The organism is Streptomyces sp. JHA26 (assembly GCF_002005565.1).
In the GTDB taxonomy this organism is placed as follows: Bacteria; Actinomycetota; Actinomycetes; order Streptomycetales; family Streptomycetaceae; genus Streptomyces.
Window position 1 is genome coordinate 1 of sequence record NZ_BDJC01000032.1, and the last position, 12,191, is coordinate 12,191.

Annotated in this window: 13 protein-coding genes; 10 read left to right on the top strand and 3 right to left on the bottom strand. The window is 72.6% G+C overall.

Annotated elements, in window-relative coordinates:
* The first annotated feature begins 124 nt into the window (after window positions 1-124).
* The 4 genes from JHAT_RS20010 to JHAT_RS20025 all read left to right on the top strand — a co-directional run bounded on the left by JHAT_RS20010 (window position 125) and on the right by JHAT_RS20025 (window position 3,843).
* A complete protein-coding gene (locus tag JHAT_RS20010; protein WP_077799679.1) occupies window positions 125-1,663 on the top strand; it encodes an ATP-dependent DNA ligase in 1,539 nt (512 codons plus the stop codon).
* Window positions 1,660-2,118, top strand: a complete 459-nt coding sequence (locus JHAT_RS20015; protein ID WP_077799598.1) for an NUDIX domain-containing protein — start codon at window positions 1,660-1,662, stop codon at window positions 2,116-2,118. Before JHAT_RS20010 ends, JHAT_RS20015 begins: the two co-directional genes overlap by 4 nt.
* Window positions 2,119-2,194: 76 nt before the next feature.
* Window positions 2,195-3,580: an NADP-dependent succinic semialdehyde dehydrogenase gene (locus tag JHAT_RS20020; protein ID WP_077799599.1), complete on the top strand. Its 1,386-nt coding sequence runs from the start codon at window positions 2,195-2,197 to the stop codon at window positions 3,578-3,580.
* 26 nt (window positions 3,581-3,606) lie between these two features.
* Window positions 3,607-3,843 carry a DUF6213 family protein gene (locus tag JHAT_RS20025; RefSeq protein WP_107481971.1) on the top strand — a complete coding sequence of 79 codons (237 nt, stop codon included), beginning with the start codon at window positions 3,607-3,609 and terminating at the stop codon, window positions 3,841-3,843.
* Between the two features lie 4 nt (window positions 3,844-3,847).
* Here JHAT_RS20025 and JHAT_RS20030 read toward each other — a convergent pair whose 3' ends face one another.
* Both JHAT_RS20030 and JHAT_RS20035 read right to left on the bottom strand, forming a co-directional pair.
* The gene (locus JHAT_RS20030) at window positions 3,848-4,510 is read right to left on the bottom strand and encodes a transcriptional regulator (RefSeq protein ID WP_077799681.1); all 663 of its coding nucleotides are present in this window, start codon (window positions 4,508-4,510) and stop codon (window positions 3,848-3,850) included.
* Between the two features lie 88 nt (window positions 4,511-4,598).
* On the bottom strand, window positions 4,599-5,825 hold the full coding sequence (locus tag JHAT_RS20035; RefSeq protein WP_077799600.1) for an acyl-CoA dehydrogenase family protein: 1,227 nt from the start codon (window positions 5,823-5,825) through the stop codon (window positions 4,599-4,601).
* Window positions 5,826-5,993: 168 nt separating this feature from the next.
* On the opposite strand from JHAT_RS20035, the gene JHAT_RS20040 reads away from it, so the two are divergent.
* Complete coding sequence (locus JHAT_RS20040; protein ID WP_077799601.1) at window positions 5,994-6,650, top strand: TetR family transcriptional regulator; 657 nt, start codon at window positions 5,994-5,996, stop codon at window positions 6,648-6,650.
* Window positions 6,651-6,721: 71 nt separating this feature from the next.
* Here the strand turns inward: JHAT_RS20040 and def are convergent, their stop codons facing one another.
* A complete protein-coding gene (gene def, locus JHAT_RS20045) occupies window positions 6,722-7,261 on the bottom strand; it encodes a peptide deformylase (RefSeq protein WP_077799602.1) in 540 nt (179 codons plus the stop codon).
* A gap of 179 nt (window positions 7,262-7,440) precedes the next feature.
* Here def and JHAT_RS20050 point away from each other — a divergent pair, with 179 nt between their 5' ends.
* The 5 genes from JHAT_RS20050 to JHAT_RS20070 all read left to right on the top strand — a co-directional run bounded on the left by JHAT_RS20050 (window position 7,441) and on the right by JHAT_RS20070 (window position 12,185).
* Entirely contained in the window at window positions 7,441-8,679 is a 1,239-nt protein-coding gene (locus JHAT_RS20050) for a MurT ligase domain-containing protein (protein ID WP_077799603.1), read from the top strand.
* Between the two features lie 23 nt (window positions 8,680-8,702).
* Window positions 8,703-9,431 carry a type 1 glutamine amidotransferase gene (locus tag JHAT_RS20055; RefSeq protein WP_077799604.1) on the top strand — a complete coding sequence of 243 codons (729 nt, stop codon included), beginning with the start codon at window positions 8,703-8,705 and terminating at the stop codon, window positions 9,429-9,431.
* Window positions 9,432-9,597: 166 nt separating this feature from the next.
* Window positions 9,598-10,623, top strand: a complete 1,026-nt coding sequence (locus tag JHAT_RS20060; protein ID WP_077799605.1) for a 6-phosphofructokinase — start codon at window positions 9,598-9,600, stop codon at window positions 10,621-10,623.
* A gap of 150 nt (window positions 10,624-10,773) precedes the next feature.
* The gene (locus tag JHAT_RS20065) at window positions 10,774-11,724 is read left to right on the top strand and encodes a cytochrome c oxidase assembly protein (RefSeq protein WP_077799606.1); all 951 of its coding nucleotides are present in this window, start codon (window positions 10,774-10,776) and stop codon (window positions 11,722-11,724) included.
* Window positions 11,725-12,014: 290 nt separating this feature from the next.
* Complete coding sequence (locus JHAT_RS20070; RefSeq protein ID WP_171990989.1) at window positions 12,015-12,185, top strand: hypothetical protein; 171 nt, start codon at window positions 12,015-12,017, stop codon at window positions 12,183-12,185.
* Window positions 12,186-12,191 lie beyond the last annotated feature (6 nt).

Genomic DNA, 12,191 nt, shown 5'->3' on the forward strand with positions numbered 1-12,191 from the left:
CGAGGCCGCGGGCGGTGGCTCGGCGGCGGCCGGGCCGGTCCGAGCGGGCCGTGGTGGGTCGGTGGCCGGAAGGCCGGGCGTCCGTGCGGGTGTGGACCGGGCCCTCCCGGTGCACCCTGACTGCATGTTGCTCGCCCGTCTGGCCCAGGTGTCCCGGGAGGTCGCGGCCACCTCGGCGCGGTCCCGGAAGACCGCCCTGCTCGCGGAGCTGTTCCGGGAGGCGGAGGCGGAGGACGTGCCGATCGTCATCCCGTACCTGGCGGGCCGCCTCCCCCAGGGCCGGATCGGCGTCGGCTGGAAGGTGCTGGGCGAACGGGTCGCGCCGGCCGCCGGCCCGAGCCTGACCGTGCGCGGGGTGGACGCCCGGCTCACGGAACTCGGCGCGGTCTCCGGGGCCGGTTCACGGGCCGAACGGTCGCGGCTGGTCGGCGCGCTGATGGGCGCGGCCACCGAGGACGAGCAGCGCTTCCTGCTGGGACTGCTCACCGGCGAGGTGCGGCAGGGTGCCCTGGACGCGGTCGCCGTGGAGGGACTGGCCCTGGCGACCGGGGCGCCGGCGGCGGACGTACGGCGTGCGGTGATGCTCGCGGGCTCGCTGCAGGCCGTGGCCGAGGCCCTGCTCGCCGACGGACCCGACGCCCTGGCGCGGTTCCGCCTCACCGTCGGCCGCCCGGTGCTGCCGATGCTGGCGCACAGCGCGTCCTCGGTCGCCGAGGCGGTCGACAGGCTGGGCGGCTGCGCCGTCGAGGAGAAGCTGGACGGCATCCGCGTGCAGGTGCACCGCGACGGCGACACGGTACGGGTCTGCACCCGCACCCTGGACGACATCACCGGCCGGCTCCCGGAGGTCACCGCGACCGCCCTCGCGCTGCCCGGGGAGCGGTTCGTCCTGGACGGCGAGGTGATCTCCCTCGACGAGGCCGGTCGCCCCCGTTCGTTCCAGGAGACCGCCGGACGCGTCGGCTCCCGCACGGACGTGCCCACGGCCGCGCGGGACGTCCCCGTCTCCGTCGTGTTCTTCGACGCGCTGTCCGTCGACGGCCGCGACCTGCTCGACCTGCCGCTGACCGAACGCCACGCGGAACTGGCCCGGCTGGTCCCGGAGCCGATGCGGGTGCGCCGCATCCTGGTGGCGGGGCCCGAGGACGCGCCCGCGGCCGAGGAGTTCCTCGCCCGGACACTCGACCGCGGCCACGAGGGCGTCGTGGTCAAGGGGCTCGACGCCGCCTACAGCGCGGGCCGGCGGGGCGCGTCCTGGCTGAAGGTCAAGCCCGTGCACACCCTCGACCTGGTCGTCCTGGCCGCCGAGTGGGGCCACGGCCGCCGCACCGGCAAGCTGTCCAACCTCCATCTGGGCGCCCGCACCGCGGACGGCTCGTTCGTCATGCTCGGCAAGACCTTCAAGGGCATGACCGACGCGCTGCTGACCTGGCAGACGGGGCGCCTCGGGGAGCTGGCCGTCGAGGAGCACGGCTGGGGCGTGACCGTGCGCCCCGAACTCGTCGTCGAGATCGCCTACGACGGCCTCCAGCGCTCCTCCCGCTACCCGGCCGGCGTCACCCTCCGTTTCGCCCGCGTCCTGCGCTACCGCGACGACAAGCGCCCCGAGGACGCGGACACCGTCGAGACGCTCCTCGCCGCCCACCCCGGGGTGGCCCCGTGAGGCGCAGCGCCGGCCTGTTGCTGCACCGCCCCGGCGACGGGGGCACCGAGGTGCTGCTGGGCCACATGGGCGGCCCCTTCCACGCCCGCCGCGACGCCGGGTCGTGGACGATCCCCAAGGGCGAGTACGACCCGGCGGAGCCCGCCTGGGAGGCGGCCCGGCGCGAGTTCGAGGAGGAGCTCGGGCTGCCGCCGCCCGACGGCGAGGCCGTGCCGCTCGGCGAGGTCCGCCAGGCCGGCGGGAAGGTCGTCACGGCGTGGGCCGTCGAGGCCGACCTCGACCCGGCGACGATCGCCCCCGGCACCTTCCGCATGGAGTGGCCGCCGCGGTCGGGCCGGATCGAGGAGTTCCCCGAGCTGGACCGGGTGGCGTGGTTCACGGTGGACCGGGCGCGCGAGGTGATCGTGAAGGCGCAGGCCGCGTTTCTCGACCGGCTGGCTGAGCACTCGCACTGACGAGACCCCCCGCGTTGCGGCGCCCCGCGCCGCGCGCCAAGGTCGAATCACGAGTCTGCACCCAGGGAGGTCGGCCATGCCCATCGCGACGGTGAACCCGGCGAACGGCGAGACGCTCAGGACGTACGAGGCCATGGGCGAGGAGGAGATCGAGCGCCGGCTCCAGCTCGCGGAGGCCACTTTCCGGACGTACCGGACGACGTCCTTCGAGGAGCGGGCCCGGCTCATGCACCGGGCGGCCGATCTCCTGGAGGCGGACCGGGACGAGATCGGCAAGGTCGTCACCACCGAGATGGGCAAGCCGGTCGCGCAGGCCCGCGCGGAGGCGGCCAAGTGCGCCAAGGCGATGCGCTGGTACGCCGATCACGCCGCGGAGCTGCTCGCCGACGAGGAGCCCGCCGAGGCGGACGTGAAGGACTCCGGCGCCTCCCGCGCCCTGGTCCGCTACCGGCCGCTCGGCCCGGTGCTCGCGGTGATGCCGTGGAACTTCCCGCTGTGGCAAGTGATCCGCTTCGCGGCGCCCGCGCTGATGGCGGGCAACGTCGGCCTGCTCAAGCACGCCTCGAACGTCCCGCAGACCGCCCTGTACCTGGAGGACCTGTTCCACCGTGCGGGCTTTCCCGAGGGCTGCTTCCAGACCCTGCTGATCGGCTCCGCCGCGGTCGACGACGTCCTGCGCGACGAGCGCGTGCGGGCCGCCACCCTCACCGGCAGCGAGCCCGCCGGCCGCGCGGTCGCCTCCACCGCCGGGGAGATGATCAAGAAGACGGTGCTGGAGCTGGGCGGCAGCGACCCGTTCGTCGTCATGCCGTCCGCCGACATCGACCGGGCCGCCGAGGTCGCGGTGACCGCGCGCACGCAGAACGCCGGGCAGTCCTGTATCGCCGCCAAGCGGTTCATCGTGCACACGGACGTCCACGACGCCTTCGTCGAGCGCTTCACCGCGGGCATGAAGGCGTTGCGGGTCGGCGACCCGATGGACGAGGAGACCCAGGTCGGACCGCTCTCCAGCGAGCAGGGCGTGACCGATCTGGTGGAGCTGGTGGACGACGCGGTGCGCGCCGGCGCCACCGTCCTGTGCGGCGGCGAACGCCCCGACGGGCCCGGCTGGTACTACCCGCCGACCGTGCTGACCGGCATCACCCGGGAAATGCGCATCCACCGCGAGGAGGCCTTCGGCCCGGTCGCCACGGTGTACCGGGCGGCCGACCTGGACGAGGCCGTGCTGATCGCCAACGACACGGACTTCGGGCTCAGTTCCAACGTGTGGACCCGCGACGACGCCGACGTGGACCGCTTCGTCCGGGACCTGGAGGCGGGCGGGGTCTACGTCAACGGGATGACGGCGTCCCACCCGGCCTTCCCGTTCGGCGGGGTCAAGCGGTCGGGCTACGGACGTGAGCTGTCCGGGCACGGAATCCGCGAGTTCTGCAACATCACCACCGTATGGCACGGGGCGTGAGGGTTCCGGGGCTACGATCCCTTTTTGTGACCCGCGAAGTGACCCTGCCTCTGATCGTCGACGACCGCGGCACCCTGCAGGTGTCCGCGGCCGACGTGAGCAAGCTGCTGCGCACCGTGGGCGGGCGGTGGCTGAGGCTGGTGGAGGCCGGCGAGGAGGGTCTGGACGAGGACACCGTGGCGGCCCTCACCATCGAACTCGCCAAACTGGCCGACCGCATCGACGTGGCGTGCATCGCCCACAGCAGCGGCACCACGCCGTAGGGCGTCAGGCCGGCCGCTCCAGGGTCCGCCAGAACAGCGCTTCATAGCTCTGGAGCAGGTGTCCGTAATCGCGGGCGCGGCTCTCGTCCAGGCGGCCGGCGTCCAGGGCCGCCTGCACGGCACGCTCGGCGGTGCGATCCAGGTACGGGGCCGGTTCGGCGAAGAAGTCGAAGAAGGCGCAGGCCTCGTCGTCGAAGCCGTAGTGGCCGCGCAGGGCTCCGGCGATGGTGGCGCAGTAGCCGCCCCAGGCCGAGAAGTTGGCGGTGACGGCCAGCACGGCGTCGGCCGGGGCGGCGTTGAGGGCCAGCCAGGCGACGTAGGCGGGGTAGGCCTGGCAGCCGGGCAGCGGGGTGTACGCGGCGGCGCGGGTCTCGTCGACGCCGCAGGCCGCGGCGAAGGCGGGCAGCCGCTGCTGGGCGATCGCCTCGCCGTCGGCCAGGGTGGTGAAGTAGGCGTCGGCCTCCGGTTCGGCCGAGGACCGCACGGCCAGGTGGAGGAAGGCGCGGCGGTCGGCGGGGATCACCCGCATCTGCTCCAGGGCCAGTGCGGCGAGGACCTCCCGGTCCGCCTCGCCGGCGGCGATCAGCGGCACCAGGGGGTTGGAGCGCGGGTCTGGGGCGAGCTCCGCGGTGATCGTCTTCAGCAGGTCACGGGCCGTACGTGTCATCGCGTCCTCCGAGGCGTCGGTCACCCCGAGGTTGGCCCGGCGGCCGTGTGGGGGCAACCCGGCGGACCGGGCCGCCCCCACACGGGGATCAGCGGATCGGCATCCCCGCCAGGGTCCGCGCGATCACCAGCCGCTGGATCTCGCTGGTGCCCTCGAAGATCGTGTAGATGGCCGCGTCCCGGTGCATCCGCTCCACCGGGTACTCCCGGGTGTAGCCGTTGCCGCCCAGGATCTGGATCGCCTGGGCGGTCACCTTCTTGGCCGTCTCGCTCGCGAACAGCTTGGACATCGAGCCCTCGGCCGCGGTGAACGGCTTGCCGTTGACCGCCATCCAGGAAGCGCGCCACACCAGCAGGCGGGCGGCGTCGATCTGGGTGCGCATGTCGGCGAGCTGGAAGGCGACGCCCTGGTTGTCAATGATCGGGCGGCCGAACTGCTCACGCGTCTTGGCGTAGTCGAGCGCGACCTCGTAGGCGGCGCGGGCGGTGCCCACGGCCATGGCGCCGACGGCGGGACGGGAGGCCTCGAAGGTGGCCATGGCGGCGTTCTTCACCCGCTCGCCGCCCGACTTGGCCCTCTCCCGGGCGCGGGCGAGCCGCTCGTCCAGCTTCTCCTTGCCGCCGAGCAGGCAGGAGCCGGGGACGCGCACCTGGTCGAGGACGACCTCGGCGGTGTGCGAGGCGCGGATGCCGTGCTTCTTGAACTTCTGCCCCTGGGACAGCCCCGGCGTGTTCGGCGGGACGATGAAGGAGGCGTGGCCCTTGGAGCCCAGCTCCGGGTCGACGACCGCGACGACGACGTGGACGTTGGCGATGCCGCCGTTGGTCGCCCAGGTCTTGGTGCCGTCGAGCACCCACTCGTCCTTGGCCTCGTCGTAGACGGCGCGCGTGCGCATGGAGGCCACGTCGGAGCCGGCGTCGGGCTCGGAGGAGCAGAACGCGGCCACCTTGACGTCGCTCGGGTCGCCGTACATCTGGGGGATCCAGGTGCCGATCTGCTCCTCGGTGCCGTTGGCGAGGACGCCGACGGCGGCGAGGCCGGTGCCGACGATCGACAGGGCGATGCCGGCGTCGCCCCAGAACAGCTCCTCCATCGCCATGGGGATGCCGAGGCCGGTCGGGTCGAAGTACTGCTGGGCGTAGAAGTCGAGGGAGTAGATGCCGACCTTGGCGGCCTCCTGGATGACCGGCCAGGGAGTCTCCTCACGCTCGTCCCATTCGGCGGCCGCGGGGCGGATGACGTCGGCGGCGAAGCCGTGCAGCCAGTCCCGGACCTCCTTCTGTTCGTCGTTGAGCTCCATGGTGAACTCGGCCATGTCCCCTCCAGTGGCGCACACGCCTGTTACTAACGGTAACAGGAGTCTGTTACCCGCGGGTAGGAAAAGTCAACTCCCGACGGCCGCCGACCTCCCGTTCGATGCCGGACGCCTGCCTGGTGTTAGTTTGCGCAGGCGTCACCGAAACAGCACGGGTGGGGAGAGCACATGGACACCACGCAGCGGACCGAGCAGCAGCGGTCCGCCGACCGCCGACGGCGCGAGCTGCTGGAGGCCGCCGACCGGGTGGTGCTGCGCGACGGTCCGCAGGCCTCGATGAACGCCATCGCCGCCGAGGCGGGCATCACCAAGCCGATCCTCTACCGGCACTTCGGCGACAAGGGCGGACTCTACGCCGCCCTCGCCCAGCGGCACACCGACGCCCTCCTCTCCTCGCTGCGGGCCGCCCTGGACGCCCCGGCGGAGCGGCGCGAGCGCGTCGAGGCCACCCTCGACACCTACCTGGCGGCCATCGAGGCGCGCCCGCAGGTGTACCGCTTCCTGATGCATCCGGCGGAGACCGGCACCGCCGCGAGCGACCAGACCGAGCAGGGCTTCGACGTGGGCAAGCACTCGGCCCCGCTGCTGCGCCGCATGGGCGAGGAGCTGGGCAAGGTCATCAAGGAACGCCTCGACATGGGCCCCGGCAGCGAGCGGCTGGCCCGGGTCTGGGGGCACGGCATCGTCGGCATGATGCACGCCGCCGGCGACTGGTGGCTGGGCGAACGCCCCTGCTCCCGGGCGGAGTTGGTGACCAGTCTGGCCGACCTGCTGTGGGGGCGGCTGTCCGCCGCCGGGGACAGGGCGGACGGCCCGGGGTTCTGACGCCCGGGCGCCGGGTCCGGCCTCGACGCCACCGCGGGCGCGGCCGGCGGTCAGCGGTCGGCGGTCAGCGGTCAGCGGTTCCAGGACGCCCGCGCCACCTGCCTCATCAGCTTCCGGTGGCGCCGGCCCGACAACCGGTCGGCGTAGACCCGGCCCTCCAGGTGGTCGCACTCGTGCTGGAGGCACCGGGCGAAGAACCCCGTCCCGTGCACGGTGACGGGCTCCCCGGTCATCGTGAAGCCCTCGACGACCGCGTGGTCGTGGCGCTCGGTGCCCGCCTCCAGACCGGGCAGCGACAGACAGCCCTCCGGGCCGCGCACCACCACCCCGTCGGTCTCGACGAGCCGCGGGTTCACCACGTGGCCGAGGTGGCGCACGTCCTCGTCGTCCGGGCAGTCGTACACGAAGACGCGCACCGGCTCGCCGATCTGGTTCGCCGCCAGGCCGACGCCGTGGGCGGCGTACATGGTCGCGAACAAGTCCTCCACCAGCGCCGCGAGTTCCGGACCGAAGTCCGTCACCTCGCCGCAGGGGGCGTGCAGGACGGGGTCGCCGAGGAGGGTGAGAGGCCGTACGCGCCCGTGGACGCCCGGGATGGAGCCGTGTCGCATGACGGCCAGAGTAAGGTCCCTGTGTCCCCCGGCGGCGCGCGCCCACCGTCGGGACCGCGTGGCCGGTGCCGCGATTCGGGAGTGCGAATGGATCTCGATAGGCTGAGGTCCACACCACGTGGCCGTCAGGCTTCACAGGCTTCAGGCGCGGCGCGTACGGCAAGGAGGATCGAGAACTGATGGCAGGCAACTCGGACCCGCTCACGCCGCGGGCCAAGATCGCCGTGACCGCGGGCAAGGCGGTCGCGGCGGCGTCCCGCGCCGCAGGGCGCGGCAGCGGTTCGGTGATCGGCGGCCGGGTCGCGCTGAAACTCGACCCCGACCTCCTCCACCGGCTCGCCCAGCACCTGGACGTGACCCTCGTCTCGGCGACCAACGGCAAGACCACCACCACCCGGCTCATCGCCGAGGCGCTCAAGGCGGCCGGCCCGGTCGTCTCCAACGCGCTCGGCGCCAACATGCCGGCCGGCATCACCTCCGCCCTCGCGGACGGCTCGGACGCCCGCTACGGCGTGATCGAGGTCGACGAGAAGTACCTCGTCGGCGTCGCCCAGGCCACCGAGCCGAAGTGCATCGCGCTGCTCAACCTCTCCCGCGACCAGCTCGACCGCGCCGCCGAGACCCGGATGCTCGCCGAGAACTGGCGCGAGGGCCTGGCCGGCTCCAAGGCCGTGATCGTCGCCAACGCCGACGACCCGCTGGTGGTGTGGGCCGCCTCCTCCTCCCCCAACGTGATCTGGGTCGCCGCCGGGCAGATGTGGAAGGACGACGCCTGGTCCTGCCCGTCCTGCGGCGGCGTGATGCAGCGCCCGGGAGACGACTGGTTCTGCGGCGAGTGCGGCTTCCGCCGCCCCACGCCGAGCTGGGCCCTGTCCGGCGACCACGTCCTCGACCCGCACGGCTCCGCCTGGCCGATCCACCTCCAGCTGCCGGGCCGCGCCAACAAGGCCAACGCCGCCTCCTCGGCCGCCGTCGCCGCCGTCTTCGGGGTGCCGCCGCAGGTCGCCCTGGAGCGCATGTACCAGGTGCAGGCGGTCGCCGGGCGCTACGACGTCGTGCAGTTCCAGGGCCGCGACCTGCGTCTGCTGCTCGCCAAGAACCCGGCGGGCTGGCTGGAGACCTTCTCCCTGATCGACCCGCCGCCGACCCCGGTGATCCTGTCGGTGAACGCGCGCGGCGCCGACGGCACCGACACCTCCTGGCTGTGGGACGTGGACTACACCCGGCTGACCGGCCACCCGATCTGCGTGATCGGCGACCGCAAGCTGGACCTCGCGGTACGCCTCGAGGTCGCGGACCAGCAGTTCCAGGTGTGCGAGAACCTCGACCAGGCGGTGCAGATGTGCCCGCCCGGCCGGATCGAGGTCATCGCGAACTACACCGCCTTCCAGGACCTGCGCCGCCGCGTCGGCAACTGACCGCGTAACCTCAGGGGACTTTCGTGAGCGACAACCAACTGCGGATCGTCTGGATCTACCCGGACCTGCTCAGCACGTACGGCGACCAGGGCAACGCCCTGGTCGTGGAGCGCCGGGCCCGGCAGCGCGGCCTCGACGTGGCACGGCTCGACGTGCGCAGCGACCAGGCCATCCCGACCTCCGGCGACATCTACCTGATCGGCGGCGGCGAGGACCGGCCGCAGCGGCTCGCGGCCGAACGGCTGCGCCGCGACGGGGGCCTGCACCGGGCGGTGGAGAACGGCGCGATCGTCTTCTCCGTCTGCGCCGGGTACCAGATCCTCGGCCACGAGTTCATCAACGACCTCGGCCAGCGCGAGCCGGGCCTCGGCCTGCTCGACGTGGTCTCGACCCGCGGCGAGGGCGCGCGGTGCGTGGGCGACGTCCTCGGCGACATCGACCCGCGCCTCGGCCTGCCCCCGCTGACCGGCTTCGAGAACCACCAGGGCGTCACCCACCTCGGCCCCACCGCCCGCCCGCTCGCCCAGGTCCGCTTCGGCAACGGCAACGGCACGGGCGACGGCACGGAGGGCGCGTACAACGACACGGTCTTCGGCACGTACATGCACGGACCCGTGCTCGCCCGCAACCCGCAGATCGCGGACCTGCTGCTGAAGCTGGCCCTCGACGTGAACGCGCTGCCGCCGACCGACGACCGGTGGTACGAGGCGTTGCGCAACGAGCGCATCGCGGCGGCGCAGCAGCCCGCATGACGCCCTCGAGGCAGCCCGTCTGATGGTGCGTCCGCACAGGTGAGCGGGTACGTCCAGTAGGCGGACGCACGGTTCGGCCCCGCCCCTGTGTACCGCTAGGGTGGCGGGGAACCGAACCGGACAGCGCGGTCCGGACCCGTGCCACGTTGAGAAGGTAATTCGGGCTATGCGCATTGGTGTCCTCACGTCCGGCGGTGACTGCCCCGGCCTGAACGCCGTCATCCGGTCCGTCGTGCACCGCGCCGTCGTCGACCACGGCGACGAGGTCATCGGCTTCCGGGACGGCTGGAAGGGCCTCCTGGAGTGTGACTACCTCAAGCTCGACCTCGACGCCGTCGGCGGCATCCTGGCCCGCGGCGGCACCATCCTCGGCTCCTCCCGGGTCCGTCCCGAGCACCTGCGGGACGGTGTGGAGCGGGCCCGCGGCCACGTCGAGGAACTCGGCCTCGACGCGATCATCCCGATCGGCGGCGAGGGCACGCTGAAGGCGGCCCGGCTGCTGTCCGACAACGGCCTGCCGATCGTCGGCGTGCCGAAGACCATCGACAACGACATAGCGGTCACCGACGTCACCTTCGGCTTCGACACGGCCGTGACCGTCGCCACCGAGGCCCTCGACCGGCTCAAGACCACCGCCGAGTCCCACCAGCGGGTGCTCATCGTGGAGGTCATGGGCCGGCACACCGGCTGGATCGCCCTGCACTCGGGCATGGCCGCCGGTGCCCACGCCGTCGTCGTCCCGGAGCGGCCCTTCGACATCGACGAGCTGACCGCCAAGGTCGGCGAGCGGTTCTCGGCGGGCAAGCGGTTCGCCATAGTGGTGGCCGCGGAGGGCGCCAAGCCGAGGCCGGGCACCATGGACTTCGACGAGGGCGGCAAGGACGTCTACGGCCACGAGCGCTTCGCCGGGATCGCCCGCCAGCTCTCGATCGAGCTGGAGGATCGGCTCGGCAAGGAGGCCCGGCCGGTGATCCTCGGGCACGTCCAGCGGGGCGGGACGCCCACGGCGTACGACCGGGTGCTGGCCACGCGGTTCGGGTGGCACGCGGTGGAGGCGGTGCACCGCGGGGAGTTCGGGATGATGACGGCCCTGCGCGGGACGGACATCACGATGGTGTCGCTGGCCGAGGCCGTGGAGAGCCTGAAGACGGTGCCGGACGCGCGGTACGCGGAAGCGGAGTGCGTGCTCTGATTTCGCGGAGCCGCCCGTCGATACGGTCCCGCGCCCCTTCGGGAGCGCTCCACCGCCCCCGGTGACGGAAGTCGCCGGGGGCGGTTCTAGTCTTGCTTCGGACAGACGGCGCTCAACCGCGCTCAACCCCCACGAAACAGGAGCCGGCGGATGGATCACAGCGGGCACGGCATGACGATGGATCTGCCGCCGTTCACGCTGGGGCGAGGTCTCGGCTGGTCGGCGGACCCCTTCTTCCTGATCGCCTGCCTGGTGGGCCTGGCGCTGTACGGCTGGGGTGTCGTCCGTCTGACGCGGCGCGGCGACAAGTGGCCCGTGGGACGGACCGTCGGCTTCGTCACCGGTGTGCTGAGCATCGGGCTGATGATGTGCACCCGGCTGAACGACTACGGCATGGTCATGTTCAGCGTGCACATGGTGCAGCACATGGTGATCAGCATGGTCTCGCCGATCCTGCTGCTGCTCGGCGCCCCCATCACCCTGGCGCTGCGGGCGCTGCCCACGGCGGGCCGGGGCCGCAAGGGACCGCGCGAACTGCTGCTGATGCTGCTGCACAGCCGCTACATGCGGATCATCACGCACCCCGTGTTCACCATCCCGCTGTTCATCGCGAGCCTGTACGCGCTGTACTTCACGCCGCTCTTCGACTTCCTGATGGGCTCCAGGGCCGGGCACGTCGGGATGATGGTGCACTTCCTCGCCGTCGGCCTGGTCTTCTTCTGGCCGATCATGGGCGTGGACCCGGGCCCGCACCGGCCGGGCCACCTGATGCGGATGCTGGAGCTGTTCGCGGGCATGCCGTTCCACGCGTTCTTCGGCATCGCCCTGATGATGGCCTCCTCCCCCATGGTCGACACGTTCGAGAACCCTCCCGCGTCGCTGGGCGTCGACGCGCTCTCCGACCAGAACGCGGCGGGCGGCATCGCCTGGGCGTTCAGTGAGGTCCCGTCCGTCCTGGTGCTGCTCGCCCTGGTGGCCCAGTGGTACGCGTCGGACCGGCGACAGGCCCGGCGCACCGACCGGGCCGCCGACCGCGACGGCGACAAGGAGCTCGAGGCGTACAACGCCTACCTGGCCTCGCTGAACGCACGCGGCAGCTGAGCGCCGGCCGCCACCTGCTGCCGTGCCCGCTCGGGACTGCCGCCCGGACGTGTGCTCCGCACGGGAGGCGCGGCCGGTGTCGTGCGCGGGCCCGTACGACGAGCGGGTGCGCGGCTTCACGCGGCCGGCCGCCGACGTCACGTCCGCCGCGGATTCGGCCTCTCCCCGTACGGGACCGGCTCCCGGACCTCAGCAGGGACCGGAAAACCGGTACGCATATCGCCGTACGCCCCGTACGGCGGCGGAACCGGGGCACCATGGAGGGCAACGGACCTGAGGAGGGTGTCGCGATGCCCGGTTCCACGGACAGTTCCACGAAGACGATGGGGGCGCTCACCATCGGCGGCCTGGTCGCGGTGACGGCCTACACGGTGGCGCTCGGCAGCAACGGCTGGCTGTGGTTCGGCTGGGTCGTCCTCGGCCTGATCACGGTCGCGATGGTCGCCACGCGCAGCACCTGAGCCGTG